At 48.3% G+C, this 25,726-nt stretch carries 23 protein-coding genes and 1 pseudogene; 3 read left to right on the forward strand and 21 right to left on the reverse strand.

Annotated elements, in window-relative coordinates:
* Positions 1-183: 183 nt before the first annotated feature.
* From K7P76_RS12155 to K7P76_RS12185, 7 genes are all read right to left on the reverse strand, one after another.
* Positions 184-1,434, reverse strand: coding sequence for a serine hydrolase domain-containing protein (locus tag K7P76_RS12155; protein WP_232185562.1), 1,251 nt, complete (start codon positions 1,432-1,434; stop codon positions 184-186).
* Complete coding sequence (locus tag K7P76_RS12160) at positions 1,421-1,825, reverse strand: ribosomal maturation YjgA family protein (RefSeq protein ID WP_373692381.1); 405 nt, start codon at positions 1,823-1,825, stop codon at positions 1,421-1,423. The genes K7P76_RS12155 and K7P76_RS12160 overlap by 14 nt, the downstream gene beginning before the upstream one ends.
* Position 1,826: 1 nt before the next feature.
* Positions 1,827-2,432 carry a TetR/AcrR family transcriptional regulator gene (locus K7P76_RS12165; protein ID WP_309244756.1) on the reverse strand — a complete coding sequence of 202 codons (606 nt, stop codon included), beginning with the start codon at positions 2,430-2,432 and terminating at the stop codon, positions 1,827-1,829.
* Between the two features lie 49 nt (positions 2,433-2,481).
* On the reverse strand, positions 2,482-4,008 hold the full coding sequence (locus tag K7P76_RS12170; RefSeq protein ID WP_232185563.1) for an MDR family MFS transporter: 1,527 nt from the start codon (positions 4,006-4,008) through the stop codon (positions 2,482-2,484).
* 160 nt (positions 4,009-4,168) lie between these two features.
* Entirely contained in the window at positions 4,169-4,693 is a 525-nt protein-coding gene (locus tag K7P76_RS12175; protein WP_373692382.1) for a VOC family protein, read from the reverse strand.
* An 18-nt stretch (positions 4,694-4,711) separates the two neighbouring features.
* On the reverse strand, positions 4,712-6,058 hold the full coding sequence (locus K7P76_RS12180; RefSeq protein ID WP_232185564.1) for an AraC family transcriptional regulator: 1,347 nt from the start codon (positions 6,056-6,058) through the stop codon (positions 4,712-4,714).
* A 156-nt stretch (positions 6,059-6,214) separates the two neighbouring features.
* Complete coding sequence (locus K7P76_RS12185) at positions 6,215-6,757, reverse strand: hypothetical protein (protein ID WP_232185565.1); 543 nt, start codon at positions 6,755-6,757, stop codon at positions 6,215-6,217.
* Between the two features lie 93 nt (positions 6,758-6,850).
* On the opposite strand from K7P76_RS12185, the gene K7P76_RS12190 reads away from it, so the two are divergent.
* A complete protein-coding gene (locus K7P76_RS12190) occupies positions 6,851-7,456 on the forward strand; it encodes a TetR/AcrR family transcriptional regulator (protein ID WP_232185566.1) in 606 nt (201 codons plus the stop codon).
* Positions 7,457-7,599: 143 nt separating this feature from the next.
* Positions 7,600-7,917 (forward strand): ArsR/SmtB family transcription factor, encoded by a 318-nt coding sequence (locus K7P76_RS12195; protein WP_232185567.1) that lies wholly within the window; start codon positions 7,600-7,602, stop codon positions 7,915-7,917.
* On the opposite strand, the gene K7P76_RS12200 is transcribed toward K7P76_RS12195, so the two are convergent.
* The 6 genes from K7P76_RS12200 to K7P76_RS12225 form a co-directional block, all read right to left on the reverse strand.
* Positions 7,909-8,679 (reverse strand): VOC family protein, encoded by a 771-nt coding sequence (locus K7P76_RS12200; protein ID WP_232185568.1) that lies wholly within the window; start codon positions 8,677-8,679, stop codon positions 7,909-7,911. The genes K7P76_RS12195 and K7P76_RS12200 overlap by 9 nt on opposite strands.
* A 61-nt stretch (positions 8,680-8,740) precedes the next feature.
* A complete protein-coding gene (locus tag K7P76_RS12205) occupies positions 8,741-10,297 on the reverse strand; it encodes an RNA polymerase sigma factor (protein WP_232185569.1) in 1,557 nt (518 codons plus the stop codon).
* A gap of 176 nt (positions 10,298-10,473) precedes the next feature.
* On the reverse strand, positions 10,474-11,217 hold the full coding sequence (locus K7P76_RS12210; RefSeq protein ID WP_232185570.1) for an SDR family oxidoreductase: 744 nt from the start codon (positions 11,215-11,217) through the stop codon (positions 10,474-10,476).
* A 328-nt stretch (positions 11,218-11,545) separates the two neighbouring features.
* Complete coding sequence (locus tag K7P76_RS12215) at positions 11,546-12,142, reverse strand: TetR/AcrR family transcriptional regulator (protein WP_232185571.1); 597 nt, start codon at positions 12,140-12,142, stop codon at positions 11,546-11,548.
* A gap of 83 nt (positions 12,143-12,225) precedes the next feature.
* Positions 12,226-13,986, reverse strand: coding sequence for a hypothetical protein (locus tag K7P76_RS12220; RefSeq protein WP_232185572.1), 1,761 nt, complete (start codon positions 13,984-13,986; stop codon positions 12,226-12,228).
* A 42-nt stretch (positions 13,987-14,028) separates the two neighbouring features.
* Positions 14,029-15,021, reverse strand: a complete 993-nt coding sequence (locus K7P76_RS12225) for an MFS transporter (RefSeq protein ID WP_232185573.1) — start codon at positions 15,019-15,021, stop codon at positions 14,029-14,031.
* A gap of 154 nt (positions 15,022-15,175) precedes the next feature.
* Here K7P76_RS12225 and K7P76_RS12230 point away from each other — a divergent pair, with 154 nt between their 5' ends.
* Entirely contained in the window at positions 15,176-16,234 is a 1,059-nt protein-coding gene (locus tag K7P76_RS12230; RefSeq protein WP_232185574.1) for a hypothetical protein, read from the forward strand.
* A gap of 46 nt (positions 16,235-16,280) precedes the next feature.
* Here the strand turns inward: K7P76_RS12230 and K7P76_RS12235 are convergent, their stop codons facing one another.
* From K7P76_RS12235 to K7P76_RS12270, 8 genes and pseudogenes are all read right to left on the reverse strand, one after another.
* Positions 16,281-17,045, reverse strand: coding sequence for an SDR family oxidoreductase (locus K7P76_RS12235; RefSeq protein WP_232185575.1), 765 nt, complete (start codon positions 17,043-17,045; stop codon positions 16,281-16,283).
* Positions 17,046-17,231: 186 nt separating this feature from the next.
* Positions 17,232-17,813, reverse strand: a pseudogene (locus tag K7P76_RS12240) (dihydrofolate reductase family protein).
* A gap of 69 nt (positions 17,814-17,882) precedes the next feature.
* Positions 17,883-19,157 (reverse strand): EAL domain-containing protein, encoded by a 1,275-nt coding sequence (locus tag K7P76_RS12245; protein WP_232185576.1) that lies wholly within the window; start codon positions 19,155-19,157, stop codon positions 17,883-17,885.
* 247 nt (positions 19,158-19,404) lie between these two features.
* Positions 19,405-20,289 (reverse strand): helix-turn-helix transcriptional regulator, encoded by an 885-nt coding sequence (locus K7P76_RS12250; RefSeq protein ID WP_232185577.1) that lies wholly within the window; start codon positions 20,287-20,289, stop codon positions 19,405-19,407.
* A 29-nt stretch (positions 20,290-20,318) separates the two neighbouring features.
* Positions 20,319-21,464: a cysteine peptidase family C39 domain-containing protein gene (locus K7P76_RS12255; protein ID WP_232185578.1), complete on the reverse strand. Its 1,146-nt coding sequence runs from the start codon at positions 21,462-21,464 to the stop codon at positions 20,319-20,321.
* A gap of 249 nt (positions 21,465-21,713) precedes the next feature.
* Positions 21,714-23,210, reverse strand: coding sequence for a DHA2 family efflux MFS transporter permease subunit (locus tag K7P76_RS12260; RefSeq protein ID WP_232185579.1), 1,497 nt, complete (start codon positions 23,208-23,210; stop codon positions 21,714-21,716).
* Positions 23,211-23,312: 102 nt separating this feature from the next.
* Complete coding sequence (locus K7P76_RS12265) at positions 23,313-23,939, reverse strand: acyl-CoA-like ligand-binding transcription factor (RefSeq protein WP_232185580.1); 627 nt, start codon at positions 23,937-23,939, stop codon at positions 23,313-23,315.
* Between the two features lie 40 nt (positions 23,940-23,979).
* Complete coding sequence (locus tag K7P76_RS12270; RefSeq protein ID WP_232185581.1) at positions 23,980-25,497, reverse strand: MDR family MFS transporter; 1,518 nt, start codon at positions 25,495-25,497, stop codon at positions 23,980-23,982.
* Positions 25,498-25,726 lie beyond the last annotated feature (229 nt).

Raw genomic sequence — 25,726 nt, forward strand, 5'->3', positions numbered from 1 at the left:
TCCAGTCGAATAATCGCAAGGCATGGAGTTACCCACTCTACACTAGTTCAACTTCTTTGATTGAGATAGAGACCGAATCCGACAGAAAATGATAACGGCGAAGACGATCAACCATTACCCGGGCAATAGCGTACCGGATGCACAGGAGAAAGTAAAAACCCACCCCAAGGTTCACTCTGGAATTTATACTTGCTTCCTGAAACCCAAAAATTCAAATTCACCGTCCTCACGTTCTCGCAATGTATAAGAATGATCCAGCCATGTACTATGGAACTGATGATTTCCAATGGGGTAAATAGGTTTATGAACTCTACCTAAATGTACGAATTTCCATTGATTATCTATTCTTTTCAATTGCGCACGGTCTTTGATGTACACGCCTTCGTATTTCATGGCAAGCTCTTCGTCAAGAACGACTTCCGCGGGTTTAATGGGTAAATGCGCCTTTCCCGTAAATATTAAGTCACTTATCGCATTACCTATCCGAGAATAATTAGCAAAATCATAATTGCAAAGTACAATAATACAAAGATCATCATCGAAAAAGTGTTGCATATACGCACCTATTCCAAGATATGCACCGTCATGATAAAACCTTGATTTCCCGTATTTGATATCATGGAATAAGCCATAACAGTGATCATTCGCATTTTCTTTAAAGAAACGCAGGTACGTATTTTCTCCAAGCTCTTTTCGATTTTTTAGATTAAGGAACCATTTATATAAATCGGCACAAGTAGAAACTACGCCACCAGCACCAATGCTATAAGCAGGATTGTGGTACTCGCTTCGAACAACGCTTTCGTTGTTCATGCTATATCCGTAGGCTTTGTTTTGTAAAATTTCCATCCCGTCGTCATAAACAGTATCGTTCATACCAAGAGGCGCAAAAATATTTTCCTCCAAATAATCCTTAAACGATCCGCCGGTCACTGTTTCGACAAGAAACGCAAGCATATGATATCCGGCATTACAATATTCAAACCTCGAACCGGGTTCAAAATGCAAGGGGTGGTCTCGGAAATAACCCAAGAAATCTCTCCGGTTATAGTTCGATTTGTCTTTGTCCCCGAAAAACGAATTATCAAGTCCATGGAATGTAGTCAGGCCGGATGTGTGAGACATTAAGTGGTGTGCTGTAATACGATGATCTACCTTCAGCTCATCAGGAAGATAATGATTCACAGGCCTATCTATATCTATTAAGGCTTTGTCGTACAGTTGCATGACTGCAAATGCCGTAAACTGTTTAGAAACAGAGGCTAAGCTAAAACGAGTTTGGGATCGATTTGGAACTTCAAATTCTATGCAAGCCATGCCATACGACTGGTCGAATATAGTCTCACCCTTGTTGACAACGCGGATTGTGCCGGAAAAAGGCCAGAGATTCATATATTCTTTCATGTATTCTTGGATGGAGTCAGATACGTCCATTGTTTTCGCCTCCAGATGGTTTATAGAAATACCTATCTATCCAGAAAGCGAGCAGAATCCCAACGCTGTACCTGACTAAGTCCACTGCTAAGAAGCCTTTTCCCAGAACCAATGAGCCTACGTAAGTTCGCCTAATCCCGTTTATCCAATCCGCTTGGTAGAGTTGGCTGAACTCAATACAATAGCAAAATAAGATGCTGATCCCAAAAGCCCAAATTAATCTCTTGTTGACCAACAACGCGCGAACGCCGCAATAAATCATGCAAGCCCATAACCCATCACCAAAGTGCTTCGATATAAATAAAGGCAAAGAATCTGAAAATACTCTAGAACTGAACCCAAGAATAATGACAATGATAGCAGCAACCACATAATAAATTCTGGCTCTCACTCTACTCCGGCACCTTCTGCACGATTCTCATCAAGAGGTCGATCTCCGGTATCCGGTATCCTTCCACTTCCATATCATTTGCGTTTATGACCATAATACCGGAAAGAACCGAGATATAGGAGACAATCAACTTCTCGGGATCTCCCGCGACAATTTCGCCTTTTGCCTGACCCTCCACGATTATATTCTTCAGAAGATCGACATAAACATTCATATTATTTTTCGAGAAAATCTCTTTGACCTTCTCCGGAACGTCATTCGACGTACGCGCGTGATGAACCAGCAAGAAATATTCCATATTTTCCTTGTCCAGAATCGCTTCGGTGAAAGCTCTTATTTTATCGAGCGGAGAGCCTGCCAGATGATTAACATTTGTCGTTTCCCGAAGCGATTCCGCCATGGCTTCCTCGATGAGCGTAGTAAATAACTCTTCTTTCGACTTGAAATAATGGTAGAGAAGGCCATGGCTGATGCCGGCTTCGGCAGCGATCATGCTCATCTTGGTACCGACGATACCCCGCCGGGCGAACACCTTAACGGCGGCAGCCACAATTTGCTCTTTGCGCTCATCCCGAATCTGAGTTAATTGTTCCTCGTTTAATGGCACAATTGATCATCCGTCCCTGTCAGCATTATTTCTACTAACAATAATCCAATCACTTTGACAGATCAAGTGCCGTACCCGAAGCGACGCTCGAAGTTTCTTTATTCTCGGACAGTACTTCTTTTTTCATAAACCAGCAAATAATGAAAGCAACGATGGCAAATCCGATCGCAATGGTGAAAATATTCTGGAAGCTCTCTGCGAACACCGTCTTCACGTTCACCATCAAGTCCGGTGCCAGCCCTTTCGGAATACCTCCGGTCTCGATGTTGTCAACCGCACCGGGAGGAAACTGATCCGCAAATCCGGTAACGCCGGTTCTGATCTGCTTGGCTAACAAGCTTCCAAAGATGCTGAAACCTAACGTCATCCCCAGCGATTGGAATAGCTGCACGGTCGACAGCGCAACCCCGCTGTGTTCCTTCTCGACGGACTCCTGCACGATAAGATTGTCACCGCCGAATAGCGCGCCGAGACCAAGCCCCAGCAGGAAGCAGCAGACGATAACGTACATGACGGACGTATCGATGTTGATTTGCGACAACAGGATGAATCCGATAATCGGAAAAACAAACGAGAAGATGAACAGATTACGGTAAGCGACTTTAGTAATTAGAATACCGTTGACGATGCTTGCCGGGACGCCGCCTGCCATAAAGGAAAGCAGCATATATCCGGATGCGGTAGGCGTCAGCCCCATCACGTTCTGGGCGAAGAACGGGAACGCTGCCGTTCCTCCCATTACCCCTAACATGATCACGAAGACGAGCGCGGACATGACGACAATCGTGCGGTTCTTGAACAGATGCAGCGGAATAATCGGCTCCTTGGCTTTGGACTCTATCCAGATGAAAAGCGCGATTAGCGCGAATGATAAGGCCAGCAGTCCGATAATGGTAGGCGAAGACCAGGAATAACCGCTAACGTCGATTAATACGGGCGCCAGCAGCAGCGAAAGCATGGAGAGCGCGAATGTCGTTGCGCCTGCCCAGTCGATCGAGCGCTTTTCTTTGGCGACGGATTCGCGTATTCCAAAGGCGACCAAGCCGGCGGCAACTAAACCAATGGGGATATTAATCAGGAAAATCCAATGCCAAGTCATGTGGTCGACCAGATAACCGCCTACAGTGGGACCAAGAAGCTGGGGCAAGATCATCATTGGCCCGATTACGCTCTGAATCTTTGCACGTTGCTCCAAAGGATAAGTGTCCCCGATAATAATCAGCGCAAGCGGCATCAACCCTCCGGCTCCAATTCCTTGAATACCTCTACCGACTAACAGCATGGTCATCGAATCAGCCAGACCGCTGACAATGGAGCCGGCCATGAATAAGGCCATACAGCCCAAGTAGATCGGTCTGCGACCGTACAAGTCGGCAAGCTTGCCGATAATCGGCATGAATATCGTAATCGAAAGCAAGTATACGCCCATCACCCATCCGTATAGCGACAATCCGTGCAGATCGCGAATAATCGTCGGCATGGCGGTGGATACGACCGTCTGGTCGAGCTCCGAGAATACGAGTCCGAGCAGCAATCCGACAAGCACTAACGTCTTGTTATTTCCTTGTTTCATCATTGGTGCACCTCAATCGATTGTTGATTGACTTAATCAGTCAATAATAAAATATAGCAATTATTTTCCGTTGTCAACAAAAAAATAACGAGTTGAAACAGGGGCAGTCCCCTCAGGTCATTCACGACTTGAGGGGACTGCCCCTAGTGATTAAATAGTGCTCTCATTCCCGGCAAACCATTAATAGGTTTCCATCGGGATCTTTGATTACGAACCAGTGATCGTGCTCGATGTCGGTCACCAAGGTCACGTTGTTTTCTTTAACATATTCATAAGAGGCTTGTAGGTCGCTCGTTAATAGCAAGAACGCCGGTGTCTTGATATTCGGCGCACCTCCGGGTTCTTTGCCTCCCCACATAGGCATCGTATCCAAAATAATTCCGGTTCCCTCCATCGGAAGCGGACAGAGATGCCCGTTCATGATCTGGCAATCAGAGGGTACCCCCAGCAATCGGCAGTACCATTCCCGAGCTTTCTCGATATCCCTCACTGGAACAAAAATGCTTCCGACTTTGTTTTTAATTGGACTACGGGTTAATTCCGATTTTACCTCTTCGTGATTATTCATATTTATCCCTCCGAATAAAGTTTTAACTGCTGTAGGTATGATTACCGGCTTATACCCGTCGATACCGCGAATCGTTTTCTGGCTAATCCCTTTCCGGCGCTTCTTTGCGTTTTCTGCCATTTCGATTCCTCGCTTCCTCTAATTCATTTTTCTAAGAACGGGGATATAACAAGTAACGCTTGCCGACCTTTCCACGTCCGCCCCATTGACTGACGAGTATTTTGCAAACCACTTTCTCTGATCGTCCGATTGATATTCATCATTCTGAGAAAGCCATTCATATAGCATGTCGAGCACGCCAGTCATAACCCCGTAAGCGTCAGTCGTCATGTGTGCATATAGGCCTTCATCCAACCAACTCATGCGCCCAATATCCTGATCGGCGATTCTATTGTCATTGTCCGCAACCGATATCGCCAGTTCATACCACGAATCGTGTCCCTCGGCTATTCCATAGCTATTGGACATAAATAGAGTTCGGTTAAGGTCTCCCGCCAACCCGTTCTCCATCAGCCATATTGTCATTAGATCGTCCGCAGCCGATTGACAGTGCAGTCCAGTTGATCGGAAGGACAAGACGCGCTTAGATGGAAGCTCAGAAATCCCGATCGTTGTCTGCTCTTGCTTTCGTGTTACCGGTAACAATAGCTTGAGGCGGTTGACTTGGCCATGGTGATGCTGGAACTCTTCCACAAACGGATGGTTTCCAAGCTTGAAGTTGCTCCGCGGCAACCATTCGGCCAATAACCGGTTCCATGCCGCGATGATGGAATCGGTCGGTCCTGCCGGCACCTTACTCACCGCGTAAAGCCCGCCAGGAAGCGTGATGACAGCAACATTCGAATAGTCGATAACAGAGCGATTCTCCAGCGGAGCCATCATTACATAGTGATGTAACTTGGAATTCTCGCTTGGCTCAGGATCGTCGTATCCCCATATCCGAGTCTTTTCCATCTGAAACCCAGCATTCATAAGCATCTCGTAAAATACTCGGAAAGCTTCTTCCTCTAAGCCTTCGCGCACAAGCGAGGCATGGTGATAGGCAATAACCCGCATAGGCGAAACCCGTATAACCTTTACATCCGAAAACCGCAGGGACAGCTCCCGATCTTCCGCATATCCGACTCTTTCCAACAAACAAATTCGTTCGAAGCTGTAGTACACATCGGTCTTGCGATACATACCCGGTGTCATCCCGGTATTTTTCTTAAACACGGCCGCAAAGGTCCGATACGAATCAAACCCGCATTCCAAAGCGATATCCAGTATTGGACTATCAAGATGCCGTAGGCCGACTGCCGCTCGGTTGATTCGCCTTTTGCGAATGTATTCAACTAGGGGATGCCCGGTTAATGCGTAGAAAACTCGATACAAATTCGGCAATGACATATAAGCGGCTTCTGCAATCCGATCCAATTCCATACGTTCGCAGAGGTGGTCCTCCATATAATCAATCGCATTCTGAACGGCTTTTATGGTTTCCATATTCACCATCTTCCCTTGTTGGGATTGTTTCTGGCTCTATCATAGCAAATAACATATGGACGATCGTGCCATTTTTTATCAAACATCATTCCCTTAGTAAAGAAAAAAAAAAGCATGAAGTCCTCTAGTGAGAGGTTTCCATGCCTTTATAAATGATTATGCCCTATCTTTCTGCTGTCGGGGCCATAAAGTGTAACTAAAGCTATATAGGAAATCTATGGTCAGCACAATCGACCAACTTCGAATCATCTGCTGCAGCCCCTCCGTACGGCTATCCACGTTCACCATAATTATCATTCCGTACAGGATAGCACACCCGATTGCCCACGCGAGAAGGTGCTGAAACCAACCCCTTCGTTCATTTCGTGCATGCTCCTTGCCCTGTTTAACTTTTTTCTGCGGAGGAGGCCCATCGGCGAACCGATGCGCAAATCGGACGTCTGCCCACTTGATCATAGAATGACCGTATACGATCGACACTCCGATATAGACCGCCGCAAGACCGTGAGTAAAGCTTGCTTCGGTACCGCCTTTTAAATCGATCACAGTCACAATAAGGAGAATTAGGTCGACTACAGGGGTGCAGTAAAGCAGAAACGCCCCGGTCTTTTTTAGCTTTAAGATGTATCGGCACGCTAATCCTGCCAGTACGAATACCCAGAATGCGATCTCGCAACCAATAATAATTGCAGGAATCATCTTCACTTCCTTTTTTAAGACAACTGTATTATAAAAGACATCTCCTTATTATAGCGCGATTGTATTAAAATACAACCGTGCTATAATAAATCCATGCCTAAAATTGTGGATCACGATAAACGAAAAGAGAAAATTGCCGAAGCTACTTGGCGCATTATACGTCGGGATGGGCTGGATGGCGTATCCGTACGCGGTATTGCGGATGAGATGGGAATATCTCTCGGATCACTGCGGCATTACTTTCAATCGCAAGACGAGCTTCTTGCTTATGCAATGAGGCTTATATCTCGACGGGCAAAAACACGTATAGAAAATCTTCCTTTTACCGGGGAAGCCCGCCACGATATAGAGATGGTTATCGCGGAGCTTGCACCGCTTGATGAGGAACGGCTCGCGGAAGCCCAAGTTTGGTTGGCATTCGCGGGGAAGGCCATTTCCGATTCTAAGATCCGCGCTTTGAGCCGCGAGGTTCACGAGGAGCTTTATGCGGGGTTTCGCAGCATGATCGAGCTTCTTATTTCCCAGAAACTGACCATCGACGGGATTGACGCCGAGCATGAGACTAGGAGGCTCCATGGACTAGTCGACGGTCTAGTCGTGCATTACACAACTTTCCCAGAAACCTTAAACAAAGACGAACTCATGAGCACCGTCTCTTACCACCTGAACCAAATACTTATAAATCCTAAAGAGAAATAGCAGTCCGATAATTTGAAAAAACCAAACAGCAAGTTGCCAACGGCATCAGACCTTTAATTCGAATATATTCGAATAATTGAAAAACAGCACGCACTTTGGTACAATTCATCTATCGATATTATTTTTTAGGCAGGTGAACGATCTTGAGAATGCTTTATCAACCCGATGTTAATGAAATCAATCTGTCCACCGTTTTTTATGCGCTTAGCGATCAGATAAGGCTCGATATCATCAAGACATTAGCCGAAATCGGAGAACAATCGTGCGGCGCTCTAGAAATCAACGTTCCCAATTCGACCCTCTCCCATCACTACAAGGTGCTTAGAGAATCCGGGGTAACTCACACAAGAATAGAGGGAACTCAACGGTTTATATCTCTTCGGCATAATGATTTGAATACGCGTTTTCCTGGTCTGCTGTCGGCTATTCTGCAGGGATTGGAACCTGGAAAATCATCTTGAAACCTTCTCGCATACCATCAGTGCATTCCCATCCGGGTCGTGGAACAAGAAGAAACGGACGCCAAGCCGTGACTCGATCCCTTTGTCTGCAACTGCACCTTTGGAGCGGACATGGTCCAATGCGGCAGTAAGATCGGGCGTGTCGATAATCGCAATCGGATTCACTCGCATATCCAGCTGGAGTTGCTCGTAGAACTTTCTTGGCGACTGGCTGAGACGGTTGTCGTCTATAAGCAAGTGCGCGCCTCTGTCCATCCGAATGTACGGAAGCTCACCGAACTTCACGTCCGGTTCCGTGCTTCTCCCGACGAATGCCTCATACCAGCCAATCGTATCCTGCAAGTTATCGGCATGGATAAAGATTCGGCTCATCCCGCCAAGCAGCGAATGTGCCGGCTTCGCTTTCGGTAAATCCAGATCGCGATTGGTCTGGCAGATCATGTGGGAGTTAACATGGAAGACAGAGACAAATTCATCTCGGAAAACGTCCGTCACGGTCTCATGCGGATGTTCTTCACAGAAAGCATGCGATGCATCAATATCATCTGAGCCGAACATGATCATAGGTGGAGAACCCCATGTATTACTGTCCAGAATAATCTGCGTACCCTCCAGGTTGAAAATATAAATGCCGTGATCCTCTTGACCGGGTTGAGGAGCAATCTGTCGTCCAAGCAAATCCGCATACCATTCCGTGGAGCGCTTCAAGTCTTTTACCGGAACGAAAACCGCCGGTATGAAAGGCAAAATCGGGTGTGACATTTTTCTTTTCCTCCTCATAATGAGATTCGTATCTATAGACACAATGTAACCGAAATTTCTATCAAGGACGTTTGTTAATCGATTCAATAATGGATATACCCTCCGCCTCGGCATTCCAAGCCGCCTGCAAACCTTCACGTATTTTGGCAAATCGATTCGCATGGCTGCCGCCGTAACCGAAAGGAAAACTCGGGTAAAGACGAGTGAACGATTCACCGACTTTTCCGTAACACTCCGCCGCCGCAATGAGCTGCCGCTTGTGATCGGCGCCGCTGCTCTTATCAGACAGCTCATGCAAATAGTTCGCTGCTTGATGCCGCGCCTCGGCCAGAATAGCGACTTGATAGGCATGTCCATGCAAATCAAGCGTGCCATTGTCCACCGCTTCCAGCCAAAGCCGATAGCCATCAAGACCAAATGCGAACCCCTCCAACGGAGGTTCCTTTCCCCTGGCGTGATCTACTATGGATCGAAGCGATTCGTCAGTGGACTGGGGAGAAGCTACCCGTTCTCGTATACCCAAGATGAATGTCGGCTGATTTTCTCCGGTGCGACCCAATTGGTCATACCGATAGGTTCGTTCCGCACGATTATACCCAAGGTACCTGATTTCCTGCGCCTCATCGTCATACCCGTATACGAAACCGAATTCGTTCATCTGCATATTCCGAATGATTGCCGGGATACCTCGTTCAACGGATTCATGAATGACGGATAAAATATGTACTTGCTGTTCCGGTGTTATTGCGCTTCGTTGGGGCCGTCCGAAACAGGTGCCGCCGATTCCCAATCGCTCGAAAGTCCGGTAAGCCGTGTAGCTCCAGTCGAACGTTGAAATCCCTTGCCATTGACAGCCTGTTGCCACATTCAACCGGAAAGCTTCTCCCGATATCCCCATCAAATCCGTATAGGAGCAGTTCTGCTCCCCGGCTGAGCGAAGCGCTTCACCGACCAGAACGGAGATGAAGGCGTACGGATGGGAATAGACCGGCGGTTTCAGCAACCGGGCAACAGTCTGCCCTCCCCTTCGCCGATCTTGCAAATACCGTTCGATTTCATTGCGAAACCTCTCGTCATTCGCTTTAACCCGAGCCCGGGAGAGAATATTGTAGACATTGCTTTTATTTATGCCGAAGCGGACGGCCAATTCCTCCGGAGTCGCTTCGTCATACGCGCTTGCGCTTAAAACCTCGCGAGCTTGTCTCGAAAGCGGGTAAAGTGAACTGCGAATAAGATCTTCGCCGTCTTCCCGCTCCTCCCAAGCATCCGCTTCCGACTTATCGGTACCAGCCTGTCCCAGCCATTCCGTCTCCGTTATTTCTTCCGTAACGAACTCGCTGCTGCGGGATGCACCGCGTATCGAATTGATGGATAGTCTGCGCACCATCAGCCGAAACCACGCGGCGAATTTCCGGTCGTCCTGCAGATCGTGTATCTTTTCCTTCATTCTAATGAAAGCTTCCTGAACGACATCCTCTGCTAAATAGGCATCGCGAACGATGGCTCGCGCCCAAGACAGGGCAGCCAAGCGATATCGGTTAACTAAAATTTCATATGCATCCGGGTCTCCCTGCCTGACTCGCCATACAAGATCGGCCATTTCGCTATTGTCTCCCACTTGCAGCCTCCTGTAGATGATATTCGAAATATGTAGGGTACTTTCTAATTCTACTGTTCTGCCCAATTTCGGACAAGGATTATCGATTATTAGCTGACGTAGATTGATTTCACCAAAATACGCCAAGAAGACCACATCATCAGTGGCCTGTCTTGGCATATTTGTCATGCGTATTCTCAAATAAAGCCCCCGTTAACGCGAATGGTTTGACCGGTAACCCACTGCGATTCCGAACCAGCTAGGAACAGTACGACGTTCGAAATATCATCAGGTTCACCTAGGCGTCCAAATGAATTCTTATTCCCGATGGCTTTTATTTGCTCCTCGGACTTCCCGGCCGTAAAGAGCTCCGTGTTAACAGGTCCCGGTGCAACGGCATTAATCGTGATCCCTTTCGGTCCGAGCTCTTTGGCTAGCTGACGGGTAATCTGTTCCACGGCTCCTTTCGTTCCCGCATATGCGCTGTAAGTCGGGAACATCTGACCGTTTACCGAAGTCGAGAAGTTGATGATGCGACCGTTCTCGCTCATATGCTTTGCCGCTTGTTGGATGGCAAAGTAAGTCCCCTTCACATTAATAGCGAACTGCTTGTCGAAATCTTCTTCCGTCATTGCCCCGATCGGCTTCGTGATCATGATGCCAGCGTTATTAACGAGAATGTCAACTTGTCCGAATGCCTCCAGCGTCTTCTGGAACAGCATCTCCACTTCCTCCACTTTGCTGATGTCTGCTTGAATCGCCAGCGCCTCACCGCCCTGCTGCTTGATTCCTTTCACGACTTCCTCTGCTTTGTCCGGGCTGCTCGCGTAATTAACGATGACCTTCGCTCCACTACGTGCCAAATCCTCGGCAATTTCTCGCCCTATGCCTCTCGATGCACCAGTCACTAAAGCCACTTTACCCGCTAATTTGTTTCCCATTGTTTATTCCTCCTATGAGCTTTTATAAGTAAATGGTTATTGGAAAATAATAAGCTTAAGCTGAAAACGTCGGTTGCAGTGACGGCAACGGCATGCGGGTCAGCTTCCGGAGGTGTGAGTGCGCTTAAACCCTCCTTTCATTTCAACAACATCTCCTCTCTTTGATGATTTGATTATATTCCGAACATAAAACAAATGTCAACTAACAGAATCATTATTTTGTCATTTATTTTTGGTTGCAGGTTAAAATATTATAAACTCCCCTTAAAATATTAAACCCCTCTGATCTTATTGATCAGAAGGGTTTACAAGATTGGCTTAGTATTCATCACTTAGACGCAGCGATTCCTGAGAGAATCAGGTTCCATACGGCAGCAAATTCCTCATCCGTTTTCTCTGCTACCCATTCTTTGGCATGCGCGGGATGATGGAAACGCGAGGTAGCGATGAAAATAGCTTTTGCAATGACCTCAGATTGTCCGGGCTTGAATTCACCGGATTGAATTCCTTCATCGATAATCCTTGCGATCTGAAGGATTAGCCGGTGTACATGCAACTGGATCATCTCAACCGCGTCTAAAGTGACTGCGGCATACATCGCAAACATCTCAGAATCGTCGGCAGCGTAAGTTCGCTTGCTGCTGATCAAAGCCTCCAACCACTTACGTAAACGCTCGGAGGAACTACCCCCGGATTGAAGGACAATCGCCTCTAAAGGATCGGCGATGCTTCGATGCAGCCATCGTTCGGTTACCGCTTCTCGCAAAGAGGCTTTACTCGCAAAATGCCGATAAAGCGTACCGTGGCTCACTTGAAGCACTTTAGCTACGTCCACAACGGAAGTCTTCTCCGGTCCGTAACGCCTAAGCACCATTTCTGCGGCATCTAATATATTTTCCTTATTCAAGGGAAGTTCATTTGTCATATGGGCAGTACTCTCCTTTCGGTGAGTTCATCATATCAAAACATAATTAAAATGACAATATCACTATTTTGTAATATGTTATTCTACGGTTTTACTTCATTCATTTTGTCTTCTCTAACATAGGTTTCGATATAGTGGTTGGATTTTAAAATCAACTTATTTCCGGACAACGTATAAGTTTCTTTGCTTCCATGAAAATCGGAGATCAGTTTTTTTCCGGAAATCACAAACTCTTCAGTAAGATTGGAATCTGAGGAGTATGGTTTCAACTTTTGGCTATAAAAATCAATTTCCATATACTCATTAAACGGCTCCTTGCCAAAGGGTCCATATGTTCGGTTAAATACTAAGCGTTTGCCTGACCGTTCCTGAAACCATTCCTGATACTTTAACTTGTACCATTTTCCTTGCCACAACAGCGCTTTGCCCGCGATTTCATACTGCTTGGCCGAGTCTTTGTATTTTCCGAGCTGTTTAAACATTTGGCGCGCCTCTGCAATTTCCTTGCGATCACGATGATGGTTCAGCGCAATACGGTATTGGCATTCGAGAATAAGAGTCTTGCTATTCTTATAGTTTACAATTCCCTTTAACACCGTCATTGCGCTTACAGGATTACCGGCTTTCAAAGATGCCACCGCATTCTGATACAAGATTTCCAGCCGCCCCTCGTCATGATCCCTGTAAGAGGGAATCATCTCCAATTGAGCTAGCGCTTCCGTATATTTCTTATCGTGTAACAGATGTATTGCAAATTGAAAGACGCTTTCTTTCCACTGTTCTTTGCTGTCTTTATACTCGCCTAATGAAGCGAACGCATTGATTGAACTCACGTAATATCCATTGCTGCGGGCTTCAATCGCCTGTTCGTATTCGGTTTGCTTCATCTGGGCCGCGGCCTGCTTCATCCGATCCTCAGCCTGATTAACCCGATCCGCTGCATCTTTATAATCGCCAAGCTTCAGGAAAGCCTCCTTGGCTTCCAGAAATTGGCCTGCCTCGAACTGTCGCAGCGCTTTGGTATAATGCAATCTCGGCTCTGCGATTTGATACCACTCATAGAGCCCTGCGCATATCAGAACAGTGAACGACATAATCCAAATCACGATTCGTCGCTCTTTCTTGCTCTCTTTCATGCGCTCTATGTCGCTTTTCATCCGATTAAGAGCATCCATTTCTTCCTGTTTTCTGGCCTGCTCTTTAAGAATATTCAGAGATTTCTGCAAGTAGGAAGCGTTCATGACCTCCAACTGCTTGAGCCTTTGCCTTCCGCAACGCACGCATTGCAAATCGCCTATTTCGTTTATTTTGCCGCAAGTGCACGCCCAGGTATCATCGGAGTACATCTCGGGGATAAAAGTTCTCGCAAAAGGATTGTTTTCCGGCAAGATTCGTTCCAATTCACGGAACAAGTCGCTTCCCAATTCCGGCAAAGCTTTTAATACAGGTAACTTCCGCGTTTGCAAACCTTTAAATGGGAAAACAACGCCGTCTACAAACATTGTTTTAACAAAGATAACGACTACTTTTCGAACGCTTCTGTCCGGCAATATAACCAACTGCTGATCACCGAAAAAAGTGCCGGGAGGAATATGCAAATCCTGATAAGCGAAATAGACGATATTGTCGCCGCGGATGGCTTCTCCGGTTTCATCGTAACATCCGATCTGGATATGTACTGAGTTTATGGTCTTCTTGGAATTATTGCATAGTTTCAATTGAAGAGCCGTTGTATCCTCGAATTGATCCAATAGAATAGTCCCTTTAAGGATCTCAATCGGCGAGCCTTGAATCCATTCGCTCGGAACATACTCCGTAAGTATTTTGTATCTGGTTTGGTTCATCGTTTGGACCCCCACTCTCCTTTCCTTTTTATTCGACAAATCTTACCAGAAACCTACATCTCTTTGAGCTTGGAAACGCTGCATCAGGGCGAAAAGAGCGGATGCCGTTACGGATAAGCCAAACAACACGAAATAGAGAAAAGGTGTCCCCATATGATCGACGATTACTCCGCCGGCGGCATTCCCGATAATTCCGCCTAAACCCCAGGTGACGGCCGCGAAGATCGTTTGGAAAGTGGCCTTCGTTTTCTCGCTGGCATAACTCTGGACCACTCCTACGAAAGTGCCTGCCGCAAAGGCGAACGATATTCCGTCCAACAGCTGCAAGCCAAGCGTCAAGTACACATCATGAACGAGAAAAAGAACCAAACATCTGGTGCCGTAAATCGCCGCGGACAGGCAAAGCAGGTTGAACCTTCCGATTGTACGGCTCAGCTTCGCGGCGACCCAGAACATCGGGACTTCGATAATCGCAGCTATCGCAAAGGCGCTGCCAAGCAAACCTTTGTCGAAATCCATTTCCTTATAATAAATCGGAAGAAAGGTGAAATTGGTGGAGACCGACATGACCATCACTAGGCTGATTCCGAGGAACAGCATGAAAGGCTTATTTTCAAAGACCTCTTTGGTTTGTTCGAATATCGTAATCTTGTGGTGGATCGGTTTCGTTTTGGGAAACCAGAACAGCAGAACGAAGACGAGTAAGCTGATCGCCAAGTAATACAGAAAAATATTCTCATATCCGTATTTTCCATAGAGAAATCCGGTAGCAAACGCCCCGAGCGAATAGCTGAGCGCACCCCATAGGCGGACACTGCCGAAAGAGAAGCCGTCGCGGCTGCCCATTTCAACCGCGATGGAGTCGGCAAGCGGTACGGGGGAAGATTGAAACCATGCGAATAAGAGGGATAGAGCAGTAATTGCGGCGATATTCTCGGTAAAGTAAAACCCGACGCCGATTACCGGGGCTACGAGCACCGCAACCATCAATAATTTGCGGGGATTGCTCATACGGTCGTTGATAATGCCATTCACGGGCTGCTAAGAAATAGTATAACGATAATATCCTCACAGCCGGTTTTCTCCTCTGTCTATTTGGTAAAATCCTTAATTTTCTATCCAGAGCTGCCGATAAATGTAGTAGACCTCACAGACCTTACATAATTATCCAAGGAGGTACGGTTGTACGATGAGAATCCAAGGACAGACACTCTCCCCGGCATTATCGGCTTTTTCCCCGAAACCAGCACATGCACAGAGCCCAGACGGGGGACAATCAGCTAATATACAATCTACGGTGACCATCTCCCAACTCGGGAATGCCAAACACGATCTTCTGCAGCGGTTTCGTACACCTATTGACGGTTCCGGTAATCGGGCTTCGCTCATAGTGTCTATCGCCGATAAGTACGGCGAAATCCGAAATGAAATCATCAGCGAAGGCAAGGATGATCAACAGCAGTCGCTGACCCAACTCGACCAAGTATACGACGAATTAACAGCAGGAAGCGCAGAACAGTTGTCCAGTCAATTCAACTATTTCTTCGATTCTTCCGGCGATGACTTGTTCGACGAAAAGGCATTCCGCAGCCATCTGGTTGATTTGGCGAAAGCGGCTAAGCAAATCGCGGTGGAGCACCCTGGTGAGGTTGCAGATAGACTCGCTCTTCGCGAGTCGTCAGGCGGGCTTGAAACGATGAATTACCGGGATATCGTTTCAATGGTAGATGTCATGCAGAAGCTGTCGGCTAATAAGCCGCCAGAGGCAGGCTCAGATCCAGTGAAGTTCGGCAGTCAATTGGCGGAATGGCATACGTATAACAAACAGATTCTCGCCTCCGCCGACCTTTCCGATGACGTTCGGAAGGCGGCCGAGCGTGCCTTGGACACATCGGCGACATTCAGGATGAAGAACGGCGCCTTTAAGCAAGCGATCGACCAGTTCAATGCGAAAATCGAAGAGACGCTCAAGAAGCTGAAGCGATTGTCCTTTCTACTCGCGACGCTGAACGGTAAGCTCCAAGATCTGAAAGGACTTGACCCTGGCGACCCCCGTATCCAGAGCCTGCTGCGCCGGGAACAGGAATTGATGCAGAGCAAGTCCGAATACTGGAACGAGTTGAAGGAGAATAACACCAAGATGTCGCAGCTGAAGAAAAATCCGGATTCGGTCATCGAGACCGATGTTTACCGACAAATCAAGGATAGCTATGATACTCGTATGGAGCAAGCCCGTGCGGATAAATAAAGAAGGAGCGGCGTCGATGCCGCTCCTTCTTTATTGTTGGTGGGACTTATAAATGGGATCCTCCGCTTGTATCTATCAATTGGCCGGTTACCCAACGACTATCAGGCGAGGCAAGAAAAGCGGCTACATCCGCAACATCTTCGGGCTGCCCCCACCTGCCAAAAGCGGACAGACCAGCCGCGAATTTCTGCCCCTCCGGGTCTTGCAGTATTGCCGCATTCATATCCGTATCAATGATTCCGGGTAAGATAGCATTGACCGTAATATTCCATGCCCCGAGTTGCTTGGCTAAGGTAAATGTCAGCGTGTTGATAGCGCCTTTCGTTACGCTGTAACCCAAGAGATTAGGCATAGCGATCCGCGTAGCAACCGATGAAATATTGATTATGCGGCCCTCGTCTCTCAGACGCGGCAAAGCTTGCTGTATTAGAAAAAGCGGAGCTTTAACGTGAATATTGAACACTTCATCGAAGGATTGTTCCGTCGTCTCCTCTATGGTTGCAACTTGGCCGATTCCTGCATTGTTAACAAGGATATCGAAATGATTGCCGCCGGTGCGTTCTTTAAGCGATACGTCCAACGCCGCATACAACTCGTGCACACCTTGTACCGATTTGAAATCCGCTCCGATCTTAAATGCCGTCCCGCCATTAGACTGTATCTCACGAACCACTTCATCGGCAGCTTCATGGTTTTTTACGTAGTGAACGGCTACGACTGCGCCCTCTTGCGCCAAGCGCAGCGCAATGCCGCGTCCAATCCCTCGGCTTGCGCCCGTTACTAATGCAACCTTGCCTTTCAACTTGCTCATATTCTCATCTCTCTGTTTGTTATACCTTCTTCCTTTTTATTTTTAACACAATGTGGCATTTGATATGTTGCTCTCTCATTCGGGGATCAACGAGGGGTGAAGAATCCTTCTTTGAGCAAAATAGAATCGGCGGCAGCCCTGAACACCTACTGTGTTCTGGACTGCCGCCGTTATTCAAGTTCACGATTAATCAACCTTCTGATAAGTAAGAACAGTCACGCCGGTATCGAACGTCTTTGTTTCTGCCAGTTTCAACGTTTTCTTATCGATCCCCTCGCCGAAGAGACGTTTGCCGCGTCCAAGCACAACGGGAAAGACCATAAGCCGATATTCGTCGATAAGATCAAGCTGGATCAATGATTGAATAAGAGCACAGCTGCCGAAAATCACAATATCCTTACCGGACTATTGTTTCAACTTGGTTATTTCATCCGCGAGATTGCCTTTGATCAATGAAGAATTGTTCCATTCCACTTCTTCCAGGGTTGTTGAAACTACGTACTTGGGGTAGTCGTTCATCATATGGCCGTATTCGCCTGTTTGCTCAATCATATTCGGCCAAGCCGCCGCAAAACCATCATACGTTACACGGCCGAGCAGAAGAGCGTCGGCTGCTTTAAGTTCGTTGAATTTGAAATTATTTTGCGCATCGGTTCCGAATTCGAACGTCCACAAATGCGGGTCCTCCATAACACCATCAAGCGATACAAACTCCGATACGACTACTTTTCTTTTCAATTTTTTTATTATAGCGCAACCGGCACACAAGAAAACCTCTAACTCCGCTTTTAATGGCGAGTTGGAGGTTTTGTGTTTGCGTTCAATACGAGCTAATAATTATTCATTGCTTTCATTGCTGTCCGCAACATCGAGCAGAAGAATCAGTTCCTTGCCAATGGGAATAGAGAAAGTTCTAATCCACGCATGCGTATCCAGGTCAGCATATAAGGTCGATACCTTTGCTTCAACGCGCGAATTCTCATGGGAGAGATGGGGGATAAAATAAGGCCTCCAACTCCAATCCGCGTTTCGATATTCCAGCTCCATCCGCCAAGTATCCCCAGAATCCCTAATATGGTTTGCCGATAACTGAATACCGTCGTTTCGACATAAGTATACGCGCATGCATGACTCATTCAAGGTCGGCAACAGTTGCCCGATCGCATGGTCGGCTTGCTCAGAGTCAACGTCGAATACCGTTTCTTCGGTCTCAGAATCCGGGGCTGCCTCCAAAAGGTTTCCAATCTCCGAGGCTTGTATCGTATCCACGAGGCGTTTCCCCAGTTCCTCCCAATGCTGCTTGGTCGCCCGCAGATTCCTCCGGTGCTCGTCCAGCTCCGCTTCGATAAGAGGGGTGAAAGCATCTTTAAGCCGGAGTTCCGGCTCCGCCGGAGCGAATAAATAGCCCTGGACGTATCTTGCTCCGATTTGAATGGCGCGCTTCAGATCTTGACTTGTCTCTACGCCCTCGACCAGAAGCGAGGCGCCGATCTGTTCCGCTAAAGTGGAGAACGACCGAAGAACCCCCAAGTAACCACTATGGTGAGCGCTTTTTTTCATCAAATGAATATCGATTTTCAATAGATTGGGCTGAATTTGGGCGATACGGTCGAAGTTGCTGAAACCTGTCCCAATATCGTCTATGGCGATTCGGCAGCCTTGAGCCCGGTAGAGGTTAATGATTTCGTTAAGCTCCGACATGGAGCCATTGAATTCTTCCTCCGTAATTTCGATACATATTTTGCTTGGATCCATACCATGCTTATCCAGAAGCTGCAGCGTATGGAGCTCGCCGGTGCTCTTATAATGTTGATAGATCCATGAAGGCTTCAAATTGATAAAGAGCGTGGGAGGATCCGGCAGCTTGCTCATCTTATTAATCGCTTGCTCACGCAGCAGGCGGTCTATTCGAACATGCTCTTCAACAGAGATGCTGGAATCCGAGAAGAAGGGTCCTAAGCTGCGAACGTTCCCATCAACGAATTGTCTGCCGAGCGCTTCGTATCCGACAATGCTGCGCGTCTCCAGAGCGATGATCGGCTGGTAATAGGCGAGGAGCTTTCCTTTCGGAGTACCCTGCGTGTTCGACTTGCTGTCTGAAAGATTAACCATGACTTACCCCTTTGCGAATTAAAAGGATGTTATGAATCTTAACATGAAATATTCTGATTTGATTGTATAGGAAGATTGCAGGAATGAATATAGTAATTATTTTTGCGGTATTCTCAACAGTGTCGATTGAGTCATATCTAGATTAATGAAAGTTGCAATCGGGCTCATTAAAAACAAAAAAGGGCTGCAACAGGTCACTTGCAACCTGACACAACCCCAATATCCGTCTTTCCCCCTCGCCCATCAATTACTGGCCAACCATCCGTCTCACCCTGTTAACCACCAAATTGTGCAACCACCGAGGTGATACAATCTCGAAACCCGATGGGCACGCGAACAACTTGGCGATTAGATGATCTTTATCAAGATATTCGACACGATAGGTGCCTGGCATCGTCTCCTCAGTCCGTAAACCAAGCATTTTGCCGTAGGGTGATACGTTGAAGCGAATAATCGCTATGTTTACCTCGTCCGTTAAATACGGGACAATTTCCGCCCTCCCGAGCAGTGGAGCCAGATCGTAAACCTGTTCGGAAGGTATCGTATCCCACAACTCAGCAAGCCGGAATATCCGGATCTCTCTTTCCGGCTCGCAGTAGCCCGCCACATAGTTTTCTTTTCGATACACATAGATTTTATACGGAGAGAGTAATACCTCCACCGTATCGTCACGACTGATGCCGTAACGGATCCGGACTTTGCGGTGTTCTCTAATTGCATCACTCAGCACGTCAAACCGCGAGAGAATGGCCGGTTCTACCGGAAAAATCGGAATCGCTGCAGAAGGCTCCTCGTCCACGCCGTCCCCAACGAGGCGGCTGAACAGCCTCGCCAGGTGGGTGGCGTGCCCGTACTCCATCCGTTTATATTGCTCTGCTAAGTAGGCTAGTGTCTTCCGCTGCTCCTCAGTCATGAAGAGGTTCGCCACCGCGAACGACCGACCATCGTAAAAGTAACCTTTGCGTTCATGACTATACGCAAGCGGCGCGCACATGGTGTCCCGCAAATATTCCAGATCGCGCGATGCCTGCCTCGGTGAGATCGAGAACCTCTCAGCAATGGTGACTGCATTCGGATAACGGCCGCCACGGATTTGCGTGTCGATCCAGGAAATGCGGTGCGTATTGCTCACTTATAATTCCCTCCCCCACTTATGACATATTATGATAATGAATCGGCAATCCGCTCCAGAGACTGCAATCCTTTGCGTTCCAACTCCTTCGCTTGTTCCAGATGCCTGACCGCCTGCGCGATGCGCGAGCGATTCTTCATGTATTCCGGCTTCCGTCCATGGAACGGGTACAGCTCCCTGACACTCCGCAACTGTTCGAATATACCATCATACAACTCCGCGCTCTGCCGCAAGAACCCAGCTTCAGCGCCTCCAATCCTGTCCGCCGCCTCTCGCAGGAACGGTCCGGCCATCGACCGGCATTCCGCCCATGCCTCCGCATTGATGGACAGTCCGAATCCGTCCGTCTCAGTATGAAGGAATGTGTGAATAAAATTGTCATACCCTTCGAGACCCGCCTTATACCGGTCGAATACCCACTTGCGGGGACTATGCGAGAATTCCAAGGCAAAGCGAAGCGCCTCTCTCACGGTTACCCTGTCGTCTGATACCAACCCCGGCTCAACCCAGAACATCTCAAGCAGACCAATATGTGTAGTCGCCAGCCGATCCCAACGCAGATGGGCTTTGCCCGCCACCGTAATTGAATTTCCATAATCATCCATAATCTCAAAGGGGCCACCATTCGTACCGACGGTTACTTTCGCCGATAACTCGACCCCGAGCTTTTTGGCCAGCTGCCGGACCTCTTCATTCGCGATGCCACTCTCGAGCAATCTGGTAGCCGCCGGACTGACCTGCCATTCCCATTCGTCCGTTCCGATTCCTTGAAAGAGATATCCTTCATCGTCGTAACCGTCCACGATATAATATTCGGGGATACCTAGAGAATACCCGTAACACGGATAACCGTTGTCGATTGCGCGTTTTGCAGTCTCCCACGCGGCAAGCTGCTTCTCAGCAAAATCGCTGTCCGTCTGCAAGGAGATAACGCCTTCTACGGTAATACCGAGATTGTTGGCGAGATTTCGAATCATCTCTGTATTAAATGATTGGAAGCCTCCCGGCTGACCCTGGTCTTCCATATTGATCAGAAAAGCGAACCCTGTTCCTCCGTAGAGCCACTCCCGGCTCATCGGAACACCCAAATAGGCGCTGCATTCGTAAAGGCAGTCAAGCTGTGTGATCCAATTTTTATGTTTGTATGTAATGCCATCTAATCGTTTTACCGCCATGTCCATATCCCCTTCACTAAAAGAAATTGATCTTTAACGAGTGTAACGGGGCTACCCTGACATATAGTGTCATTCCCTAAAAATTCGACTAGAGTAATTCATTTCCTTTTTACTATCGACACATTTATCGTTGCTCTTCTAACATACATCGGGAATAACATTTTGAGAAAGCAAAACCCACCTTCAGTCGTTTAAGGTGGGTTCTTGTCCGTTGATATTGTTGTTATTAAAAGATTAAAAGTGATACTATCAGTGGCCCATCATCGCGGACGGATCCGGTTTGTCAGCAACGGAGCTTAATCCGCTTGAGGACTCAACCTTAGGCTTGCGAAGCAAGAAAGCGAGCGCGAAGCCGGCAAACGCCAATCCCATGGACAAGAGGAAAGTATCGTCGAAGGCGGATACCATAGCTTCGAGCGGATTCCCGTTTGCCCCAAGTTGAGCCATATGATCTCCGGTGCGTGTTGTAAGATACCCCGTCAAGCCAGCTACCGCGAACGAGGTCACGACTTGCTGCGCAGCCGTCGTCAGCGGAGTAACGCGGCTCACGAGATGACGAGGCGCGGCATTCAGAACGTGCGTATTCAGCGACATCATGGAAAGCCCCATTCCCGAGCCGACCATGAATAGAGGAATAAGAATTTGGCTCAGCGGCGTATCGAGCTGTGCCCCGGACAATAGGTACAATGCGCCCGAGACGGACAGCATTCCTACGATAGCCAACGGGCGAGCTCCGATTTTGTCGAACAATTTCCCGCCTATCGGCATGAATATCATCGAACCAATCGCTTGGGGCAGCATGATCATCCCCGTCTCGAATGCCGAGTACTGCATGACATTCTGTAAGTAAACAGGTACGAGAATCATAGCGCCGAACAAGGCGATTTGCACGATCCAGGTAAGCAGTATTCCCCGCGTGAAATCGGAGGAACGGAAAACGCGCAGCTCCAGGAGCGGCTGGCGATGGCGAAGCTCCACGATGATGAATATAAGCAGTGCCAATCCGCCGACGGCAAGCGCAATGATCGTCTGATCGGCTGACCAACTGTTCCTGCCTCCTTCGCTTACGCCGTAGGCGATGCTGGAGAATGCGATCGGAGCAAGGATCATTCCGAGAATATCAAGAGCGGGAGCCTTGCCTTGAGCAATGATCGGCAAGTATTTCGCACCTACGAGAAGAGCAGCGATCCCGATCGGAACGTTGATCAGGAAGATCCAATGCCAGGTCGCGTTCTCGATCAGCCAGCCCGAAAGCACGGGACCAAGCGCAGGCGCCATCAGCATCGGAATGCCCAGCATTCCCATTATGGAACCCCGGCGCTCCGGCGGAGCAAGGCGGAAGATCATAGCCATCCCGATCGGCATGACCATACCCCCGCCCAGACCTTGGATGACACGGTAAATAATGAGCTGATCGATCGTCTGGGCCGTTGCGCATAGGGCGGATCCCAGCGTAAATAGAGCGATCGTGATCATGAATATCCGTTTGGAGCCGAATTTATCGGTCATCCATCCCGCTAGCGGGATAACTGCGGATAAGGCAAGCGTGTAACCCGTGAACGTCCATTGGATAGTGTTCAGGGTGCTGCCGAACTCTTCTTGAAATTTGGATAACGCCACGTTAACAACGGTGCTATCCAGAATGACCATAATCATACCGACGATAACGGCCAATAAAGGGGCAATAATGGTCTTCATCGAGAAAGGTTGGTTCGTCGATGATGACTGGACTGTTTGTGCTGACATAAGTAATAACCTTCTTTCCATAATGGACTAAACATGGATCTGAGATAGAGAACAATATATAGCACCATTATGAACTGAATATGAACGAATGAACGTATTTCTTCAGAGAACCGAACCGTGCCGCACAAATGGAAATCCCGCTTCCAATTGGGCCAGAGCCTCATCGATCGTCGCGACGAAGTCGGCCTCCGGATTGCTCGAGCAATAAAGCTGCACGGACATCATCACACCTAACACGGCACCGGCGAATGTGAGTACTTCGAAGTCGTCCCTGGGGCGTTCGAGACGATCCGCCACAATCTCGGCGATCAGCAGCAGCGAGTCGTTCATCTGAATCAAAGAGGCGGCGCGCAGCTCCGGAACGGATAACATTAAATCCGTGCGTTCGCGTAGGGCGTCCTTCTCCTCCTGGGAAAACATAGCAAAGCCCGAACTCACTGCCGCCCGCAGCGCTTGGATCGGATTCAGGTCGGGAGGCTGCCCCTGAAACGCACGAATTAGGACTGGATCATACTCGTCCTCGAGCACCAACGCTTCCTTAGTCGAGAAATAGCGGAAAAACGTGCTTGGGGAAATTTCGCTCGCCTCCGCGATCTGCTCAATCGTAGTCGCATGATAGCCCTGTTCGCGAAACAACCTCAGCGCCTGCTGCTGCAGCGTCATGCGGGTCTTCCGTTTCTTCTTCTCGCGAAGTCCGATCTTCGGCGATTCCGGTTCGTCTGGGGGCATGGCTGCATCACCTCATCTGCGATTTATTTCTATTCGATACTCAGCCTTCCAGGCTCGCTTCCTCTGTCTCCTTGGTAGATGAGACGGACAGTACTTCTCTTTTCAAGAACAAGCAAATAAGGATGACGACAAGAGCGAAGACGAATGAAACCCAGTAGAGATGCTGGAAAGCGTCCGAGAAGACGGCTTTAATCTGTTCGACCAGCTTCGCATCGAGACCTTTGGGAATTCCGCCCTGAGCGGCAGTGCTGATGCTGTCGACGCTGCCCGCAGGCAATGTGCTGGTCAGTTTGCCGATTCCGGAAGTAATATGGGCCGCGAGCAAGCTGCCGAAGACGCTGACTCCGATCGTCAATCCGAACGACTGGAACAAAGTGACCGACGTGAGGGCGACGCCGCTGTTTTCCTTGGCCACCGATTCTTGAACGATCAGGTTGTTGTTAAACAGGACGCCAAAGCCGAGGCCCAGAATGACGAAATAACCGCAGATTTCGATTATTCGGGTATTCATACCGAGGCCGGTCATCAAAAGGAATCCAATGGCCGGTAACGCCATCGACACGAGGAAGATGGTCCGGTAAGGCACCTTGGTCATCAACCGTCCGGACACTACGCTGGAGAGAATCGCTCCGACCATAAGCGGCAAGGTGAGGTAGCCGGATGCGATGGGCGTCAGGCCGAGCACATTTTGGGCGAAGAACGGGAATGAGGCGAAGGATCCCATGATACCTATCACCAGCGTAAATACGATTAACGACAATACAACGAACGTGCGATTCTTAAAGAGGTGCAGAGGCAAAATCGGCTCTTTCGCCTTGAACTCGACGAACACGAATATTCCGAGCAGCACCGCACCGAGCGCCCACAAGCCCGCGATCGTTGGCGAACCCCATGCATAACCTTCGGTTTCGTGAAGAACCGGAGTAATCAGCAGGGACACGATCGATCCGACGAGCAGGAAAGCGCCTGCCCAGTCGATACTAGCCTCCTTGTTGCCTTTGGACTCGGTTAAACCGGCCGAAAGTACGATGGCCGCAACGATTCCGACCGGGATATTGACCCAGAAAATCCAGTGCCACGAAATATGCTGCGTCAAGTACCCTCCGATTAGTGGGCCGAGCAGTTGCGGAATAAACATGACGGCGCCAAAAATCCCTTGTGTCTTGGCTCGCTCCTCAACGGTAAAAGTATCACCAAAAATAACCATGGCAAGCGGCAAGAGGCCTCCCGCACCGATTCCCTGAATGCCGCGTCCCAAGAGCAGCACAGGCATCGAGGTCGCGAATCCGCTAATAATCGATCCCGCAATGAACAAGCTCATGCTGAGGATATAAATTCGCTTGCGTCCATACAGATCCGCCAACTTACCCAGAATCGGCATGAATGACGTCATCGTCAGCATGTAAATCCCGGCAACCCAACCATACAGCGACAATCCGTTCAAATCGCGAATAATAGTGGGCATGGCGGTACTGACGACCGTTTCATCGAGCTCAGAGAAAATAATTCCGATAATCAGTCCAATTACAATAAGAGCTTTGTTGTTCGTTCGTTTCAAAGTCGAAACCTCCCGCTGCGTTATTTCGCATAATGAGAGTCTATATAAAATGATAGTAACTGTCAAATTAAATAAAATTGCAACCTGTTGATCGGAAAACCAAAAAGGACCGCAACAGCCTGCCTCCCGGCAACCTATCACAGCCCTTAAACCTGCATCCTAAGCGGCTCTTTCACGAACGCTTAATCGTATTCCGGATAAAGGTAAGATAAAAAAGTACAATTGAATA

The organism is Cohnella silvisoli, from assembly GCF_021190915.1.
GTDB classification, from domain to species: Bacteria; Bacillota; Bacilli; order Paenibacillales; family Paenibacillaceae; genus Cohnella; species Cohnella silvisoli.

Bases quoted from the DNA above. Each gene is read 5' to 3' on its own strand.
- K7P76_RS12155 (WP_232185562.1), bottom strand. From the start codon at position 1,434: ATGGACGTATCTGACTCCATCCAAGAATACATGAAAGAATATATGAAT.
- K7P76_RS12170 (WP_232185563.1), bottom strand. From the start codon at position 4,008: ATGATGAAACAAGGAAATAACAAGACGTTAGTGCTTGTCGGATTGCTG.
- K7P76_RS12175 (WP_373692382.1), bottom strand. From the start codon at position 4,693: ATGGCAGAAAACGCAAAGAAGCGCCGGAAAGGGATTAGCCAGAAAACG.
- K7P76_RS12180 (WP_232185564.1), bottom strand. From the start codon at position 6,058: ATGGAAACCATAAAAGCCGTTCAGAATGCGATTGATTATATGGAGGAC.
- K7P76_RS12185 (WP_232185565.1), bottom strand. From the start codon at position 6,757: ATGATTCCTGCAATTATTATTGGTTGCGAGATCGCATTCTGGGTATTC.
- K7P76_RS12190 (WP_232185566.1), top strand. From the start codon at position 6,851: ATGCCTAAAATTGTGGATCACGATAAACGAAAAGAGAAAATTGCCGAA.
- K7P76_RS12200 (WP_232185568.1), bottom strand. From the start codon at position 8,679: ATGTCACACCCGATTTTGCCTTTCATACCGGCGGTTTTCGTTCCGGTA.
- K7P76_RS12210 (WP_232185570.1), bottom strand. From the start codon at position 11,217: ATGGGAAACAAATTAGCGGGTAAAGTGGCTTTAGTGACTGGTGCATCG.
- K7P76_RS12215 (WP_232185571.1), bottom strand. From the start codon at position 12,142: ATGACAAATGAACTTCCCTTGAATAAGGAAAATATATTAGATGCCGCA.
- K7P76_RS12220 (WP_232185572.1), bottom strand. From the start codon at position 13,986: ATGAACCAAACCAGATACAAAATACTTACGGAGTATGTTCCGAGCGAA.
- K7P76_RS12230 (WP_232185574.1), top strand. From the start codon at position 15,176: ATGAGAATCCAAGGACAGACACTCTCCCCGGCATTATCGGCTTTTTCC.
- K7P76_RS12235 (WP_232185575.1), bottom strand. From the start codon at position 17,045: ATGAGCAAGTTGAAAGGCAAGGTTGCATTAGTAACGGGCGCAAGCCGA.
- K7P76_RS12245 (WP_232185576.1), bottom strand. From the start codon at position 19,157: ATGGTTAATCTTTCAGACAGCAAGTCGAACACGCAGGGTACTCCGAAA.
- K7P76_RS12255 (WP_232185578.1), bottom strand. From the start codon at position 21,464: ATGGCGGTAAAACGATTAGATGGCATTACATACAAACATAAAAATTGG.
- K7P76_RS12260 (WP_232185579.1), bottom strand. From the start codon at position 23,210: ATGTCAGCACAAACAGTCCAGTCATCATCGACGAACCAACCTTTCTCG.
- K7P76_RS12265 (WP_232185580.1), bottom strand. From the start codon at position 23,939: ATGCCCCCAGACGAACCGGAATCGCCGAAGATCGGACTTCGCGAGAAG.